14 protein-coding genes are annotated in these 16,957 nt (G+C 74.0%); 10 read left to right on the forward strand and 4 right to left on the reverse strand.

Going from position 1 to position 16,957, the window contains the following annotated elements; translation table 11 throughout:
• Positions 1-5: 5 nt before the first annotated feature.
• Positions 6-1,541, reverse strand: coding sequence for a spherulation-specific family 4 protein (locus AB0I60_RS18690; RefSeq protein ID WP_360731397.1), 1,536 nt, complete (start codon positions 1,539-1,541; stop codon positions 6-8).
• A gap of 231 nt (positions 1,542-1,772) precedes the next feature.
• Between AB0I60_RS18690 and AB0I60_RS18695 the strand changes: the two genes are divergently transcribed.
• Complete coding sequence (locus tag AB0I60_RS18695; protein WP_360731399.1) at positions 1,773-2,663, forward strand: DUF2268 domain-containing putative Zn-dependent protease; 891 nt, start codon at positions 1,773-1,775, stop codon at positions 2,661-2,663.
• A gap of 55 nt (positions 2,664-2,718) precedes the next feature.
• Here AB0I60_RS18695 and AB0I60_RS18700 read toward each other — a convergent pair whose 3' ends face one another.
• On the reverse strand, positions 2,719-4,830 hold the full coding sequence (locus AB0I60_RS18700) for a M6 family metalloprotease domain-containing protein (RefSeq protein WP_360731401.1): 2,112 nt from the start codon (positions 4,828-4,830) through the stop codon (positions 2,719-2,721).
• Between the two features lie 229 nt (positions 4,831-5,059).
• Between AB0I60_RS18700 and AB0I60_RS18705 the strand changes: the two genes are divergently transcribed.
• Entirely contained in the window at positions 5,060-5,677 is a 618-nt protein-coding gene (locus tag AB0I60_RS18705; RefSeq protein ID WP_360731403.1) for a hypothetical protein, read from the forward strand.
• 64 nt (positions 5,678-5,741) lie between these two features.
• Positions 5,742-6,758 carry a LacI family DNA-binding transcriptional regulator gene (locus AB0I60_RS18710; protein WP_360731405.1) on the forward strand — a complete coding sequence of 339 codons (1,017 nt, stop codon included), beginning with the start codon at positions 5,742-5,744 and terminating at the stop codon, positions 6,756-6,758.
• Between the two features lie 54 nt (positions 6,759-6,812).
• Here AB0I60_RS18710 and AB0I60_RS18715 read toward each other — a convergent pair whose 3' ends face one another.
• On the reverse strand, positions 6,813-7,277 hold the full coding sequence (locus AB0I60_RS18715; RefSeq protein ID WP_360731407.1) for a hypothetical protein: 465 nt from the start codon (positions 7,275-7,277) through the stop codon (positions 6,813-6,815).
• Between the two features lie 203 nt (positions 7,278-7,480).
• Here AB0I60_RS18715 and AB0I60_RS18720 point away from each other — a divergent pair, with 203 nt between their 5' ends.
• From AB0I60_RS18720 to AB0I60_RS18735, 4 genes are all read left to right on the forward strand, one after another.
• A complete protein-coding gene (locus AB0I60_RS18720) occupies positions 7,481-9,067 on the forward strand; it encodes an ABC transporter substrate-binding protein (RefSeq protein WP_360731409.1) in 1,587 nt (528 codons plus the stop codon).
• Between the two features lie 61 nt (positions 9,068-9,128).
• Entirely contained in the window at positions 9,129-10,118 is a 990-nt protein-coding gene (locus AB0I60_RS18725; protein ID WP_360731411.1) for an ABC transporter permease, read from the forward strand.
• Entirely contained in the window at positions 10,115-11,023 is a 909-nt protein-coding gene (locus AB0I60_RS18730) for an ABC transporter permease (protein ID WP_360731413.1), read from the forward strand. The genes AB0I60_RS18725 and AB0I60_RS18730 overlap by 4 nt, the downstream gene beginning before the upstream one ends.
• A gap of 1 nt (position 11,024) precedes the next feature.
• The gene (locus AB0I60_RS18735) at positions 11,025-12,827 is read left to right on the forward strand and encodes an ABC transporter ATP-binding protein (RefSeq protein ID WP_360731415.1); all 1,803 of its coding nucleotides are present in this window, start codon (positions 11,025-11,027) and stop codon (positions 12,825-12,827) included.
• 39 nt (positions 12,828-12,866) lie between these two features.
• Here the strand turns inward: AB0I60_RS18735 and AB0I60_RS18740 are convergent, their stop codons facing one another.
• A complete protein-coding gene (locus tag AB0I60_RS18740) occupies positions 12,867-13,751 on the reverse strand; it encodes an RNA polymerase sigma-70 factor (RefSeq protein WP_360731417.1) in 885 nt (294 codons plus the stop codon).
• Positions 13,752-13,916: 165 nt separating this feature from the next.
• Between AB0I60_RS18740 and AB0I60_RS18745 the strand changes: the two genes are divergently transcribed.
• The 3 genes from AB0I60_RS18745 (at position 13,917) to AB0I60_RS18755 (ending at position 16,851) form a co-directional block, all read left to right on the forward strand.
• Positions 13,917-14,657, forward strand: coding sequence for an SDR family oxidoreductase (locus AB0I60_RS18745; protein ID WP_360731419.1), 741 nt, complete (start codon positions 13,917-13,919; stop codon positions 14,655-14,657).
• Between the two features lie 174 nt (positions 14,658-14,831).
• On the forward strand, positions 14,832-15,935 hold the full coding sequence (locus AB0I60_RS18750) for a TIR domain-containing protein (protein ID WP_360731421.1): 1,104 nt from the start codon (positions 14,832-14,834) through the stop codon (positions 15,933-15,935).
• 61 nt (positions 15,936-15,996) lie between these two features.
• On the forward strand, positions 15,997-16,851 hold the full coding sequence (locus AB0I60_RS18755) for a virginiamycin B lyase (protein WP_360731423.1): 855 nt from the start codon (positions 15,997-15,999) through the stop codon (positions 16,849-16,851).
• Positions 16,852-16,957: the final 106 nt, after the last annotated feature.

Below are 16,957 nucleotides of genomic sequence, written 5' to 3' on the forward strand. Positions count from 1 at the left end.
CCGGCTCACCCGCCGGGGCACTGCTCGCCGGTCGACGTCGTGGTGACGACGGCGCTGTACTCGTCCTGGCCGTCGTTGCCGTTGAACACCACGACCTGGGTGCTCGCCGCCGACCCGCCGAACGCCGCCACGGGCACCCGCCAGGTCACCTCGGCCCCGTCCACCTCCTGCTCCACGCCGGTGACCGGCTCCCACGCCCAGCCCGGCCCGGTGTAGCGGAACAGCACGTCGTTCTCGACCAGGTGGTCCGCGCCGGACGGCAGCCCCGGCGGCAGCGCCCACCCGGTCGACGGGTCGTCGTCGGCGTCGATGAACACCCGGCGGTGCGGGAAGTCGCGGGTGAACGTCGCGCGGTAGTGCGCGGTGGTCGGGCCGAGGCACGCGGAGGGCCCCAGCACGGCGGCCGGCGGCGTGGTGACGGTGACCGGGGCGCTGGGCGCGGAGGCGTTCCCCGCCACGTCGCGCGCCCGCACGGTGAACGCGTACCCGGTGCCGGGCGAGAGGTTCGCGGCGGTGAAAGCGGTGTCGTAGGTGGTGCCCACCGGCTCGCCGTCCCGGAGCACCTCGTAGCCCGACACCGCCACGTTGTCCAGCGCCGACCGCCAGCGCAGGACGACCCGGCCGGCGGCGGCCACCGCCGTCACCCCGCGCGGGGCGCCCGGCGGGGTCGTGTCCACCACGCCCCCGATCGCGGCCAGCTCGGCGTCCCAGTACGAGGTCAGCCAGTCCCACGTCGACGGGCTGAAGGGCCGGTCGGTGACGTAGGCGTAGCCCGCGCCGTTGGCCTTGGTGCGGGCCACGACCTCGGCCATGTCCTGCGCGGTCGGCACGTCGTAGACCAGGTGCCAGAACTTCTCCCGGTCGCGGTTGGCCGACTCCCAGGCGGGCGGCACGTGCGCCAGGTAGGAGCGCTGGTCGCCCTCGAACGACAGGATCGTGTCGGCGACCGCGTCGTAGCACTGCTCGGTGCCCGTGCCGGGGTTGATGGCGATGTGGGCGTGCGGGTGGGCGGCGCGCACGTGGTCGCGGACCTCGGCGTAGCGGGCGGCGTACTCGCCGTCCGGGCCGCAGACGTGCGGGGCCTGGTCGAGGAAGACGCCGTCCACGCCGTACTCCCCGTACAGCTCGTACCACTCGTCGACGTCCCGCCGGATCTGCGCGGCCCACGCCTCGGTCGACGTGCCGCCGCCCCGGGTCGGGTGCGCGCCTTGGCCCAGGTCCAGGCCGAAGTAGCCGGTGTCGACGTAGACCAGCACCCGCGCGCCCGAGTCGTGCACCGCCTCGATCGCCTCGGCCCACGCCGGCGAGAACGGCACCTCCGGTCTGCTCAGGCTGCCGTTGAGCACCACCATCCCGGTGGTGGGCCGGTTCTGCGCCAGCCGGCGGAAGGTGGTCAGGCCGTCGGGGTCGGCCGGGCTCCAGTAGGCGGGGATCGCGGCCCGCTGGCCGGTCGCCGCCGCCGCTGCGGGGGCCGGTGTCAGCAGGGAAACCGCCGCGACCGCCGCGCCGACTCGGGCGAGGGCGGAACTCGGGCACGCCATGGAGGCCAGTCTTGGCCACGGCCGTCCACCGGGCAATCACGCGGAAGCACCGGCCGCCGCTGGGCCGCCCGATGGCAGCCGGCGCGGGCAGCGGACCCAGCGGCCACCCGACCGGACCAACCGCTGCGAGGCGTTCCGGTGACGCCCGGCCGCACCCTCTCCGGCCGTGAGCGGTGGCTGCCGTCATAACGGCTTGAACCTCCAGCCACTGGAAGTTCTAGCGTCCCCGGCATGACGATCACGGTCCTCGACACCGGCCCCGCGATGCGGGAGGTCCTGCGGGCCGCTCCTGCGGACCGGCCCCACCTGCTGCGGGCCGTGCTGGAACCCGCTGCGGGCATGTACCGGTACTTCCCCGGCGACGTCGACCTGGTGGCGATGCACGCGATGGCGTCGGGCTTCCCGCTCGACCGCGACGAGCAGCGGTGCCTGGAGGCGCTGGACCTGCTGCACGAGGCCGACGCGTGGGGGCGGATCGCCCGCGCGCTGGAGGACGCCCTGGCCGTCCAGCTCGCCGCGACACCCGGGCTCGCGGTCCCGGACATCACGGTGCTGGTCGTGCTCGGCGACCCCGGCGACGAGCACTTCACCGGCACCGCCCTGGGCATGACGGCGAACGGCAGCGTGCCCGGCCACCTGTTCCTGAACCTCTGGCCGTACCCGGAGAACCTCGCGCGGCTGGAAGCGACGGCGGTCCACGAGCTGAACCACAACCTCCGCTACGGCAGCGGTGCCGTCGTGTGGGACCCGGCCACCGTCACGGTGGGGGAGCAGGTGGTGTCCGAAGGTCTGGCGGACGCGTTCGCCCGGCAGCTCCACGGCGACGAACTCGGCCACACCCGGATCGGCGTGCCGCACCTGCGCGACGACGCCGTGTTCGCCAAGGTCGTCTCCGGGCTCGGGGTGACCGGGATGGAGAACTTCACCGCCTGGGTGCACGGCGACGCGACGGCCACCCGGTACGGGGCCACCCCGGTCGGCCTGCCCACCGGGGCGGGCTACGCCGTCGGCAACCGGCTCGTCGACGCGTACCTGGCCGCCACCGGCCGCAGCGCCGCCGAAGCGCTGCTGGTGGACAGCGGGAAGGTCGTCGCCACCGCCCTGCGCGCCCACGAGCGGTAGCGCGCCGGTCCGGTCGGCGTTCCCGTGCGCGTGCGCCGGGAACGCCGACCGGAACTCACCGGCCGAGCACCACGCAGGTGGCGGTCGCGGACTTGGACGGGTCGCTCTCCGAGGTGGCCTTCAGCGTCACCTTGGTCAGCAGCGGGCCGCCGTCCCGCTTGGCGTGCACCGGGACCCGGACCTGCCGGCCGAACTCGGCCGTGGCCAGCGCGTTGGGCACCGAGACGGTCCAGCCCCGGCCCTCGGCGGTGGCCGAGACGCGGTAGACGTCGCTGCCGAGGTACTGGGCGACGTCCTCCGGGTGCTGCCCGGCGGGTGCCGCGTTGCGCCCGGTGTTGAACAGCGGGAACTCGCACGTCGCCACGCCGTCCCGACCGGTCCGGCCGGCGGTCGGCAGGACCCGCACGCCGCGCCGCTGCGGGCCCGCGCCGTCCAGCGACCTGATGGCGACGGTGTAGGACAGGACGCCCTGGCCGTCGCGCTTCACGTCGAGCACGTAGAAGTGCAGGCGGTTGGCCTGGTCGACGTACTCGTACTCGCTGCCGGATCCGGTGCCCACGTGGAACAGCGCGTCCGAGAGCTGCCGGTAGTCGCCGACCGTGATCGGCACCCTGCGCCCGTCCGGCAGCACGTAGTCGGTCATGCCGATGTCCTGCGGGTTGGCGTCGACCACCCACGCGAACGGCGCGCGGTCCTCGTTCTTGGTCTTGGCCAGCAGCACGCCCGCGTCCGGCGTGAACGAGTCCGCGCCCATCCGGTCCACGACCTCGACCGTGTAGTTCTGGTAGCCCCCGCCGTCGCACAGCGGGTCGGTCCGGATGTCGCAGGCGGGGGCGAGGTCGCCGGTGCCGAGCGCGACGTTGACCCCGGAGAGCCCCTTCGGGCCGGCCTGGACGGTCCGCGCGGTGACCTTGGCGACCACCAGGCCGGAGTCGCCCAGCGCCTCGCGGGACAGCCGCAGCACGTTGCGCTCGTCGACGATCCCGAGCTTGATCTTGTTGCGCAGCACGTGCTGCGCGCCCAGCGACGCGCCCGCCGTGGCCGGGATGACCCAGCGCGAGTGCGGTCCGCCCGGTCCGTTGAACGAGCCGCGCGAGAGCATGTCCCAGATGCCGGTGTAGGCCCGGCGCGGCGGGTTGCCGTAGGGGTTGTTGTAGTTGTCGCCGATGCCCAGCAGGTGGCTCAGCTCGTGCGCGTACACGCCCTGGCCGGAGCTCTCCGCCTGGGTGGACGAGCCGCCGCCCGCGTTGGGCCAGATGGCCGACCCGGCGGCCCACGACGTCCAGTCGACGTACCGGGTGCTCGACCAGTTCGGCAGGGCGGGGTCGGGCGGGCCGAACGCGTCCGGCACGTCCTGCTTGGTCGGGAACTTCATCATCCCGAACTCCTGCCAGGTCCCGGACTCGTCCTGGCCCGCCGACAGGAAGTAGACGAAGTCGAACCCGGCGGGCACCTGGGCCCCGACGTCGGCCACCCAGGCGGCCCGGCCGTCGGTGCGGATGTCGCGGTCGCACCGGTCGCCGGCCGGGCAGTCGGCGGCGGACTGGAACTCCATCGCGTACTCGTGGTCCTTGCCCGGCATGGTGTACGGGCCGAAGGAGGCGAGGTCGACGCCGTAGCGCCCGCCGGAGTCCTCCATCCAGTACTCGTGGACGGTGTGGCCCCGGTTGAGCCCGTTGGGCTTGTTGAGGAAGTCGCGGTAGAACTGCGCGACCTGGTCGCGCGGGATGTCGTGGGCTTCGGCGCTGGGGTTGCCGAACACCGTGGAGGACTGGGGCTGGGTGACGACGAACGGCTGGTTCGGGTAGTCCAAGAGCACCAACGCGCCCTTGAAGGTGCGGACCGAGCCCTTGACTGCCGGGTCGGCCCAGTTGGTGCCCGGGATCTTCTTGTAGTCCCGCTCCCACGTCATGTGGTCCGGGTTCACCCAGTCCTGCGGGTCGACCGGACCGGGGAACCCGGCCTGCGCCGCCACCCGCGCGGTGTCCCGGCCCTGCTGCCACGGCTGCTGCTGCGGCCAGTGGTCGTACTGCCAGGGGTGCTCCGGCGCGTCCGGAGGGGCGGCGAGCGCGCCGGAGTTGCCGGCGGTGAGCGCGGCGACCGAGACCAGCGCGGCCACCACCAGCACAGAACGCCTGTGCCTGCGACGAGCCCGGTTGTGATACATGCCACCTCCGTGGGTTGATCCGAACACGCTAACCGGCGTCAATGGCCCGGCAGCGCCCGTGAACCCGTTGTCAGTTGACGCAATGACCGGTCCCGCCTCCCGGCGCGGGTGCCCGTCGACCCTCCACAGTGGACTGGACGGGTCGGTCGGGGCATCCGGCTGACAGGCCGGGCGTTCGACGGCATCCTGGCTCCGGGGTCGGGAGGGGGGATGCGCGGGCCTCCGGAAGATGGTGTCGGAGCGGGACCACCTGCTGGTGGCCTTCGACGGTCCGATTGCCGAGCTGCCGCGCGTGGGCGACGACCCGTTCGAGGTCGTCGCCCACGCGGCGGAGATCGGTCCGGCGACCGCGCGGGCGGTGTACGCGCAGCTCTGCCGGATCGAGTACGAGATCGTGGCCGGCACGCGCCCGGCGCCGGGTGTGCACGCCGCCGCCGGTACCCGGGTCACGGTGGTCACCGCGCTGGACGTCGCGGCGGTGCGCTCGTTCCTGGTGCTGCACGGGCCGGCCGAGCACGTGCGCCACGTGGTCGGCCGGGCCGGGCCGGACCCCGCCGTGCTGCCGCCCGCGCCCGACCTGGTCGCCCTGGCGGTCAACGAGCGCGCGGTCCCGGTGGAGTCGTGCCTGTTCGTGGGCGGCGGGGACGACGACCTGGCGGCGGCCCGCGCGGCAGGCGTCCGAGCCGTCCGCCACCGCCGCGTCCCCGCCACTCCCGGGCCGGTCGAGCCGTCCGACCGGTGGTTCGACGCGTTGTCGGAGGTGCGCGGCGCTGAGCCGGTGGCGGCCCGCCGGGTCCACAGTGGAGCGATCGGTCGTCCGCGCCGGATGCCGCGTGCTCTAAAGTAGGGTGGTCACGCCGTGAGCGGGGCGATAGGTCGAGGTCGTCACCGGTATGACGGGGAGCGCGAGCGTGGGAGCCAGGAAGGCGTCGCGCAGGCCCACCCTGCTCGACGTCGGACGCCTCGCCGGGACGTCGACGGCGGTGGTCAGCTACGTGCTCAACGGCGGTCCCCGGCCGGTCTCGGACAAGACCCGGGTCAAGGTCGAGGAAGCCATCCGGATGCTGGGCTACCGGCGCAACCCGCTGGCCGGGGCGCTGAGCGGCGGCCGGTCCAACCTCATCGGCCTGCTCGTGCCCGACACCGCGAACGCCTTCTACGGCGAGCTGTCCCGCTGCGTGGAGGCCGAGGGCCGCCGCCGGGGCCTGCTGACCCTGCTGGGCAACACCGGCTACGGGTCGTCGCTCGGCGACGAGTACGGCGAGGCGTTCTCCGAGCTGCGCCCGCGCGGGATCTTCGTGACCACCGGGGACCGGCCGCGCCACGACGACGAGACCCCGCGCGTGTACCTCCAGTGGGCCGCCCCGGACGGCACCTCGCCCAGCGTCACGTTCAACGACTCCGAGGGTGCGCGACTCGTCGTGGAGCACCTGCTCGGGCACGGCTACGAGGACATCGCCTGCCTCGCCGGCGAGATCGAGGCCGGTCCGGCGCGCGGCCGGGAGGGCGGCTGGCGGCGGGCGATGGCGGACGCCGGCCTGCCCACCGGGGGCCGCCTGGTGCGCGCGCCGTTCGACCGGGTGGAGGCGGGGCGGGTGGTGCGCCGGGTCATCGAGGGCGACCGCCGGCCCCGGGCGATCTACGCCACGACCGACGAGCAGGCGCTGGTGACCATCCGCACGGCGACCAGCCTGGGGCTGCGGGTGCCCGAGGACCTGGCCGTGGTGGGTTTCGACGGCGTGCGCGAGGCCCGGCTCGGCAGCTTCCCGCTCACCACGGTGTGCCTGCCGTTCGAGGAGTTCGCGGCGTGCGCCTTCGACGCCCTCGACCAGGTCGAGCAGGGTGCGGGCCCGGGTGCCCCGGTGGTCCTGGACGGCACCCTCAGCGTCGGCGTGACCTGCGGCTGCGACCCCGCCGCCGACGTCTGACGGCCGGGTGCCGCCGCCCCGCCGTGAGCGCACGACGGGGCGGTCGCGGTCCGCCTACGGCTTGGGCGCGTGCTCGTCGGACCCGTAGTTGGGGCTCAGCGACAGGGCGCTGAAGCGGAACGGCCGGTCCACGCGGGTGAAGCCCAGGGGGCAGTGGCGGGTCCCGGCCGGCAGGTACACCGAGCCGCTGGTGGTGACCGTGTGCCGGATGCCCTCGATGTCGAAGTAGATCTCCGCGCCGAGGTCGTCCGGGTTCTCCGGGTCGTTGCCGTGCCAGATCAGCACCTCGTCGTAGTCGTGCACGTGCTCCTTCACCCACAGCACCGGCTCGTCGCACGGGTTGATCCACGTGTAGGTCAGGTGGACCTTGCTCTCCGGCACCTCCTGGGACCGCATGAGGGCGAGCGCCTCGCCCACGTTGTCCGGGTCCGGGACGCCGTTGTCGGAGCCCTCGTTGACGAGGTCGGCGAGGCAGTTCGGCATCTTCCTGACGAACAGGCGCTCGTACGGGCTGGTCATGTCGGGCGACCTCCGGGGTGCGTTGTGCGGTGCGCTTTCGACGCTAGCAAGGCTCTAATCGATTAGAAAAGTCACTCAGCTCCCCTTCCCTGACATCGACGGCGGACGTACTGTGTTGCGCAGTTCGCCCAGGGGGAGTCGGCGGACGCTGGTCTAAGCGATTAGAACACTCATCCACGAGCACTCGGAAGCGGAGTCGCCCTGTGACGCCCAGACCCCCGCACCCCACCGCCGGACGCCGGCGGACCGGAACCCACCGCACCCGCACCCACCGGGTTCGAACCCCGAGGGCACTGCCCGCCACCGCTGTCGCGGCCGTGCTCGTCGCGGCGGCGCTCGCCGGGTGCTCCCCGCCGCAGCGGTCGACCGGCGGGGACGGCGGCACGCTGCGCATCGCCGCCGCGACCGACGTCGGCGAGAGCCTGAACCCGTACGCGAGCAACCAGAGCCCCACCCAGCAGATGCGCAGCGCGCTGCTCTACGAGGGCCTGACCCGGCTGAGCCCCGAGGGCCGGCTCGACTGGGGACTGGCCACGGAGATGACGCCCAACGCCGACCTGACGGAGTGGACGATCAGGCTCCGCCCCGGCGTCCGGTTCAGCGACGGCTCCGACTTCACCTCCGCCGACGTGGTGGCGAGCATCGGGCACCTGCGCGACCCGGCGCACGCCGCGCAGGGCCTGGCGTTCATCGAGCGGATAGACCCCGCCGCCGTCCGGGCGGTCGACCGGGAGACCGTCCGGGTCGGCCTGAGCAAGCCCTTCGGGCCGTTCAAGGAGATCTGGGCGAACGTGCTGCTGCCCATGACCAAGGCCGGTTCGGTGCCCGACGCGCCGGTCGGCACCGGGCCCTTCGCCGTCACCGCCTTCACCCCCGGCCGCGAGACCAGGCTGACCCGCAACGACGGGTACTGGGGCGACAAGCCGAAGGTGGCGGCGGTGCACATCACCGAGTACCAGAACCAGCAGGCGCAGGCGAACGCCCTGCTGTCCGACCAGGTCGACATCGCCTCCGGCGCCACACCGACCATCGCCAAGTCGTTGGCGGACGAGGACGGCATCGAACTGCTCGACAGCAAGGGCGACTACACCCTGCGAATCGGCCTGAACACGACCGTCGCGCCGTTCGGCGACGTGCGCGTGCGGCAGGCCCTGCGCCTGCTCGTCGACCGGGAGCAGGTGGTGTCCAACGCCTTCGGCGGGTACGCGCGGGTGGCGAACGACCACGAGGCCGGCACGCCGCAGTGCGCCGCACCCGACATCCCGCAGCGCGCGCCGGACGTCGAACGGGCCAGGCGGCTGCTCGCCGAGGCCGGGCAGTCCGGCCTGTCGTTCTCCATCGCCACCGACGGGTTGCTGCCCGGGATGCAGGAGATGGCCCAGGTGTTCGCCGAGAACGCCGCGAAAGCCGGTGTCCGGGTCGACCTGGACGTCGTGACGGTGCCCGAGTTCCTGGCCAAGTGGGGCCAGTGGCCGGCGTTCATCGACTTCAACCCGACGCCCTACCTGCCGACCGTGATCGGCAGCCTGCTGCCCGGACGGGTCGGCAACGCCACGCACTGGGACAACCCCGACTTCGTCGCGCTGGCCGACCAGCTCTTCCTGGCCACCGGCCAGGAGCAGTGCGCCATCACCAACCGGATGCACCGCATCGAGAACGAGCAGGGCGCGATGATCACGCCCGCGTTCGTCAACGTCCTGATGCCCCACCGCGACCGCGTGCGGGGGCTCGTCCCCGACGTCGGCGGGCGCCCCCTGTCCTTCCTCACCGGCGTGACCGTCGGTGGTTGAGCCCACCCCCCGCGAGGGGTGCCGCGACGGCACCCCCACCGCCCGACCGACGAAGGGTGCCATGCCCACACCGACCACGCGGACCCGCGCTCCCCGGCGCGGTTCGCCACCCGCGCCGGCCCGCCGGCTGCTGCGCCGGCTCCTGATCGGCGTGCTCGTGCTGCTGCTGGTCTCGCTGCTGCTGTTCCTGGTCACCCAGGCGCTGCCGGGCGACGTGGCCCGGATCGTGCTCGGCAAGGACGCCACCGCCGACCAGGTGGCCGACCTGCGGCAGCGCCTCGGGCTCGACCAGCCGCTGGTCGCCCAGTACTGGAACTGGCTGTCCGGGATGCTCACCGGGCAGATGGGGACCTCGCTGGAGAACGGCGAGCCCGTGGCCGACGTCGTCGGCCCCCGGATCTTCAACTCGTTCGCGCTCGGCTTCGGCTCGATGGTCCTGATCATCCCGATCGCCGTGGTGGTCGGCGTGGCCACCGCCCACCGCCGCGACAGCGCGCTGGACAAGGCTTTCGTGGCGGTGTCCTCGCTGTTCACCGCGCTGCCCGCGTTCGTCGTGGGGATGCTGCTGATCGCGCTGTTCGCCACCTCGGTGCTCGACGTGCTGCCGGGCGTGTCGACCATCCCGCCCGGCGACCTGCCCTGGTGGTACCCGGCGGAGCTGGTGCTGCCGATCACCACCCTCACGCTGATGGGCGTGATGTACCTCGGCCGCCTGGTGCGCGCCTCCTTCATCGACGCGATGAACAGCGAGTACGTGCAGATGGCGGTGCTGAAGGGCCTGAGCGGCCGGCGGGTGCTGTTCCGCCACGCGCTGCCGAACGCGCTCGCGGCGGGCCTGCCCGCAGCGGGCCTGGTGGCGGCGGTGACCATCACCGGCGTCGTCGTGGTCGAGTACGTCTACTCGTACCCCGGGCTGGGCACGGCGGTGGTCAGCGCCGTGAACTCCCACGACCTGCCGGTGATGCAGGCGGGCATCCTGGTGCTGGCGACCGCGTACTACGCGTTCAACCTGCTCGCGGACGTCCTGGCGGTCGTGGGGAGGAACCGGTGACCGGGGTGCCGGTGGCCGTCGACCCGGTGGTCGCCGATCCGGTCGGAGGAGGTCCTCGGGAGGCCGCGCGCGGCGGGCTCCCCGTGCTCGGCCGGGCCGTGCGCACCGGTCAGGCACGGTTCGGCCTCGCGCTGCTCGCGGCGGTCGGGCTGCTGGTCGTGGTCGGCCCGTTCGTCGCGCCGCACGCACCCGACGCCATCGTCGGCCGGCCGCTGGCGGGTCCGGGCGGGGAGTTCCCGCTGGGCACCGACATCCTCGGCCGCGACGTGCTCAGCCGCCTGCTGCACGGCGGCGTCCACCTCACCTGGATGGCGGTGCTCGCCGCGGCGCTCGGCGTCCTCCTCGGCTGCGTCGTCGGCCTCACCGCCGCCTACCGGGGCGGGGTGGTCGACGCGGTGCTGATGCGCGCCATGGACGTGCTGCTCAGCTTCCCCGAGATCGTGTTCGTGCTGCTGTTCGTCTCGGTGCTCGGGCGCGGCACGCTGCTCACCTCGGTGCTCGTCGGCGTGGCGTTCACGCCCGGCGTCTCGCGGGTGGTGCGCGGCGCGGCGCTGCCGGTGATCGGCAGCGAGCACGTGCTGTGGGCGCGGGCGAACGGGCTGCCCGCCGGCCGCGTCCTGCTGCGCGAGGTGCTGCCCGGCGTGATCTCGCCGCTCATGGTGGAGGCCGGGATGCGGCTGGTCTGGGCGGTGTCGGCGATCGCCTCGCTGAGCTACCTCGGGTTCGGCATCGCGCCGCCCGGGGCGGACTGGGGCCTGATGGTCGGCGAGAACCAGGACGGCCTGGCCATCGCCCCGCTCCCCGTCCTGGCGCCGGTCGCGCTGATCCTGATGGTGGCGCTCGGGGGCAACCTGGTCGCCGAGTCCGTCGCCCGGTCGGTCGGCCGCACGGAAGGGAGGGTCTGAGGTGACCGCAGAGGTCGAGGTCTCCGGCGTCACCGTCGAGGTGGCCGGCACGGGGGACCGCATCGTCCGCGACATCGGTTTCGAGCTGGGCCGGGGCGAGGTGATGGGCGTGGTGGGCGAGTCGGGCTCCGGCAAGAGCACGCTCGCGCTGGCCCTGCTCGGCTTCGCCCGCAAGGGCGCGACGATCACCGGCGGGCGGGTCGTCGTCGACGGCGTGGACCTGCTCTCGCTGCCGGCGGAGGAACTGCGCCGCGCGCGGGGGAGCAGGGTCGCCTACGTCCCGCAGGACCCGGCCACCGCGCTCAACCCGAGCCTGAGCCTGGCGACCCAGCTCACCGAGGGGGTCCGGTCGCCCCGCCGCGAGGCGCTCGCGCGCGTCCGGCGGCTGCTGGGCACGGTGGGGTTGCCGGACGACGACGCGTTCCTCGCGCGCCGGCCCCGACAGCTCTCCGGCGGGCAGCAGCAGCGGGTCGCCATCGCCATGGCGCTGGCCCCCGGGCCCCGGCTGCTCGTGCTCGACGAGCCGACGACCGGCCTCGACGTCTCCACCCGGAAGCGCGTGCTGGACCTGGTGCGCGACCTGTGCCGGGAGCGCGACATGGCGGCCGTCTACGTCTCGCACGACCTCGCCGTCGTGGCCGATGTCGCCGACCACGTCACCGTGGTGTACGGCGGCGAGGTGGTGGAGCGCGGCACCGACCGCGACGTGCTCGTCCGCGCGGCCCACCCCTACACCCGGGCCCTGCTCTCGGCGGTGCCGTCCGCGACCCGCAGGCACCGGCTCGTGCCCATCCCGGGGCGCGCGCCCGGTGTCGGCGCGGGCCGGTCGGGCTGCGTGTTCGCGCCCAGGTGCGCCCACGTCGTGGCCGGGTGCCGGACCACCCGGCCCGACCTCCTGCCCGGACCGACCGGGACCGTGGCGCGGTGCCTGCGCGCCGACGAGGTGGCCCGCTCACCGCGCGCCCCGCAGTCCCCGGACGGGGGGCACGCGGTCGCCGAGGGGGGACCCGAGGTGTTCGCGGTCTCCGGGCTGGACGCCGGCCACGGCGGCCGGCAGGTCCTGTTCGACGTGTCCTTCGGCGTGACCCGTGGCGAGTGCCTGGCGCTCGTCGGCGAGTCGGGCAGCGGCAAGACCACGTTGTCCCGCTGCCTCGTCGGACTGCACGAGGAGCAGGACGGGCAGGTGGTGTTCCGGGGCCGGCCGGTCCCGCCCACGGCGGGCGCGCGCACCAAGGAGACCCGCCGCGAGGTGCAGTACGTCTTCCAGAACCCCTACGGCTCGCTCAACCCCCACCGCACCATCGGGGGCAGCCTGTCGGTGCCGCTGCGGCACTACTTCGGGGTGGGCGCACGCGAAGGGCGGCAACGGGTGCGGGACGCGCTCGAACGGGTCGAGCTCCCGGCGGCGCTGGCCGACCGCTTCCCGGCCGAGCTGTCCGGCGGACAGCGCCAACGGGTCGCCATCGCGCGTGCCCTGGTGTGCGAGCCGACGCTGCTCATCTGCGACGAGGTGACCTCCGCGCTGGACGTGTCGGTGCAGGCTTCGGTGGTGGAACTGCTGCGCTCGCTGCTCGCCGACGGGCCGTCGATGATCTTCGTGACCCACGACCTCGCGGTGGTGCGCAGCATCGCGGACCGCGTCGTCGTGCTGAACGGGGGACGGGTCGTGGAGGCGGGCCCGGTCGATACCGTGCTGTCCGCGCCCTCGCACCCTTACACGCGCAGCCTGACCGCCGCCGCGCTCGACGTGCCCGAGCCCGACGAGCCCGCCCTCCCGGGCGCGGCCGACGCCCCCGTGGGGTAGCCGTCGCGGTGGAGTGGCCATCGCGGTGGGCCGGACCGGTCAGGACCGGCCCACCGCAGCGAGCTTGTCCGGGTTCATCATCCAGAAGACGGTGTCGATGCCGTCCGCCGACGCGGCGACCGCGAGCACCGCGAACACCGCGCCGTCCCGGCGCAGCACCGCCGCCGGACCGCCGTTGACCGTCGCCCACGACACCTCGACGCCCGTCCAGAAGTGCCCGGCGAACGCGCGGACGTACCTCGCCACGGTGACCGAGCCCGCGACCGGGATGCGCGAGGCCCGCACCACGCCGCCGCCGTCGGACCAGCTGACCACGTCGGCGGCGAACAGCTCCTCCAGCGCCGCCAGGTCGCCCTCCCGCGCGGCGGCGACGAACGCGGTCAGCAGCCGGCGCTGCTCGGGCGCGGCCACCGGGGTGCGCCGCTCGTCGGCGAGCCGCCGGCGGGCGCGGCTGACCAGCTGCCGGGCCGTGGGCTCCGAGGCCCCGATGATGTCGGCGATCTGGTCGTACGGGTAGTCGAACGCCTCCCGCAGCACGTACGCCGCCCGCTGCGTCGGCGTCAGCTTCTCCAGGAGGAACAGCACCGCCACCTCCAGCGCCGCTTCCCGCTCGGCGCCGAGCTGCGGGTCCGCCGACGTGTCGACGGGCTCGGGCAGCCACGGGCCCACGTACACCTCGTGCCGGGCCCGCGCGGTCCGGCCGGCGTTGATGGCCAGCCGGGTGGTGGCGGTGGCCAGGTAGGCGGCCGGGTGCCGCACCGCCGACCGGTCGGCGGCCTGCCAGCGCAGCCACACGTCCTGCACCAGGTCCTCGGCGTCGACCGCGCTGCCCAGCACCCGGTAGGCGATGCCGAACAGCCGGGGCCGCGCCTCGGCGAACTCGGAGGTGGCCCGGTCGAGGTCGCCGCCGACGGTCTCCGCCATGGTCCGGACGTCCTCCAGCACTGCGCACCGCCGACACCGTCCCGGCCGATCCTAGTGGCGGTGCCCGGGTCCGCCGGGCGCGGCTGTCACAGATCCGGGGCCCGCGTTGTCCTCGCTGGGGAAGGGACGCCCGGACCGTCCGGGCGTCGGCGGAGAGGAGTCACCATGAAGGTCGTCGTGATCGGCGGGACCGGCCTCATCGGGTCGAACGTCGTCACCCGGCTCGGTGAAGACGGGCACGAGGCGGTGGCGGCGGCACCGTCGACCGGGGTGGACACGATCACCGGCACCGGGGTGCGGGAGGTGCTGGCGGGCGCGGACGTGCTGGTCGACGTGTCGAACTCGCCGTCGTTCGCGGACGACGACGTGCTGGCGTTCTTCCGCACCGCCACCACCACCCTGGTGGAGGCGGCGAGGGCCGAGGGCGTCGGGCACTACGTCGCGCTGTCCGTGGTGGGGGCCGAGCGCGCGCCCGAGTCGGGCTACCTGCGGGCGAAGGTGGTCCAGGAGCAGTTGATCCGCGAGTCCGGCCTGTCCCACTCGCTGGTGCACGCCACCCAGTTCTACGAGTTCGCCGGCGGCATCGCCGACTCGGCGACCGCCGACGGCGTGGTCACCCTCCCCGACGGCGGCGTCCAGCCGGTGGCCGCGACCGACGTGGCCGCGACCGTGGCCCGGACGTCGGTCGGCACGCCGCGCGACGGCGTGCTGGAGATCGGCGGCCCGGAGGTGTTCGGCATGGACGAGTGGATCCGGACGGTGCTGACGGCGCGGAACGACCCGCGCACGGTCGTGACCGACCCGGCGGCCCGCTACTTCGGCACGCGCCTGGACGCGAAGACCCTGCTGCCCGGCCCGGACGCCCTGGTGGGCGAGGTCCGCCTCGCGGACTGGCTGACCACCTGACCACCGCGCCCGGCGCGGCACCCGGGCCGGGGTGCCGCGCCGGGCGGTGTCGCTTTGGGGAGCCGTGCCGATCCGGGTGCCGTACGAGGTGCGGTAGAACTGCGGCGGCGAAGTCGATGCGTGCGTCGTGCGTCGTCGAAGATGCGGAGGCAATCGAGGATCGGATCCGACACGGTGACGCACGTCTTCATCAGCTACAGCCGCCGGCAGCAGGGCTACGCGCAGGAACTGGCCCGGTTCCTGCGCGAGGAGCACGGCCTGGCGACCTGGATGGACGACGAACTCGTCATCGGCGACCGCTGGGAACGCGTGATCCGCGCGAACATCGACCGGTGCGCGGCGCTGGTCGTCGTGATGACGCCCGAAGCGGAGGCGTCCGACTGGGTCGACCTGGAGATCACCAGGGCGCGCGACCTGGGCAAGCCCGTGCTCCCGGTCCTGCTGGCGGGCACGGTGTTCTTCCGCCTGGGCAACCTCCAGTTCGAGGACGTCCGCGACGGCTCCATGCCCGGCGACCGCTTCATCCGGGCACTGCGCAGGCTCACCGACCCCGCGACGCCGACCGCCGGTCCGACGACGGCACCGGACCCCGACACCGTCCCGCAGGCCGTGGCTGAGGACGTGGTGGCGGAGCATCCCGTTCGGGACGCTCCGCCCGGAGCACGCCCGTTGCGCAACGCCCTGTGGTGGGGCCTGGGCGGCGGCGCGCTCGTGGCCGCGTTGGTGATCACGCTGGTCACCCTGTCGCACCGGGCCGTCGACGCCGACGCGCGAGGTTCGACGTCGACCACCACCACGTCCGTCACGACGGCCACCACCACGTCCACTACGACGTCCGTCACGACGGCTTCGCCGGCCGGCACAGGCACCTCGCCACGGTCCTGCGCCGTCGGGGACATCGGGGTCACCCCGGGCACCAATCCGAGGGTCACGATCCCGGACGGCTGCACGCCGCCGGGTGCGCTGCTGAAGTCGGACCTGGTCGCCGGGAGGGGGCAGGAGGTCGTGGCCGGCGCGGCGGTCTCGTTCCACTTCGCACTCGTGACCTGGTCCGACCGCAGGGAGGTGGACAGCACCTTCAACGGCGGAACGCCCCTCGACCTGGAGGTCGGAGGGGGGAAGATGATCCCGGGTTTCGAGGAGGGGCTGCTCGGGGCCAGGCAGGGCGGGCGGCGGCTGATCGTCGTGCCGCCCGACAAGGGCTATCCGGAGGGAGCGGGGCAGATCCCGGCGGGGGAGACGCTCGTCTTCGTGGTCGAGGTGCTGTCCGTCTCCTGACCGGCCGGGCGTGCCACGGCTGCCTACACTCGGGTGAAGATCATCGGAGGAGGGGGCGCGCGTGGTCGTCGAGGAGTTCCCGGTGGGAGAGCCGGGTGCCGGGCCGTACGGGGTCGTGGTCGGTGGGGACGGGGCGGTGTGGGTCACCGAGGTGCACCACGGGCGGATCGGGCGGTGGTCGGGCACCGGCTACTCCGCTGTCGCCCTGCCCGACCCGGCTGGGCGTCCTTCGGTGCCGGCCATCGGGCCGGACGGGGCGCTGTGGTTCACGGAGACCGCCGGGCACCGGATCGGGCGAGTCGGTCCGGACGGTGGGCTGTCCTCCTTCCCGGTGCCGGGCGCGGGGCCGTTCGGGCTGACCGCCGGGCCGGACGGGGCGCTGTGGTTCACCGCCATGAACACCGGGCGGGTCGGGCGGATCTCCACCTCCGGTGACGTCGTGCAGTTCGACGTGCCCGGCGGCGGCTTCCCGGCCATGATCACCGCCGGGCCGGACGGCGCGCTGTGGTTCGCCCTCAACCAGGCGGACGCGATCGGGCGGGTCACCACGTCCGGCGACGTGACCACCCACCCGCTGCCGACCGCCGGCGCGAACCCCGTGGGCATCACCGCGACCCCGGACGCGGTGTGGTTCGTGGAGATCGGCGCGGGGCAGGTCGGGCGGATCACGCCGGACGGCCGGGTCGCCGAGTTCCCGCTGCCGGACCGGGAGGCCAAGCCGCACGCGATCGCCGCCGCGCCGGACGGCTCGTGCTGGTTCACCGAGTGGGCGACCGGCCGGGTGGGGCGGATCGCCCCGGACGGCACCGTGGAGACCCACGACCTGCCCGGCGCGGAACCGCACGGCGTCGCGGTCGGCCCGGACGGGGCCGTGTGGGTCGCCCTGGAGTCCGGCGCGCTCGCCCGCCTCACCTGACCCGACGACACCGCTCACCTGACCCGACGACACCGCTCACCCGCGACTCGGCGGTGGTCCGGGACGTGCGCCTGGGGCACCATGGGCGGACCGGACGACCCGGGTC

Origin of the sequence: Actinosynnema sp. NPDC050436 (assembly GCF_040655415.1) — a bacterium.
Taxonomy (GTDB): Bacteria; Actinomycetota; Actinomycetes; order Mycobacteriales; family Pseudonocardiaceae; genus Actinosynnema.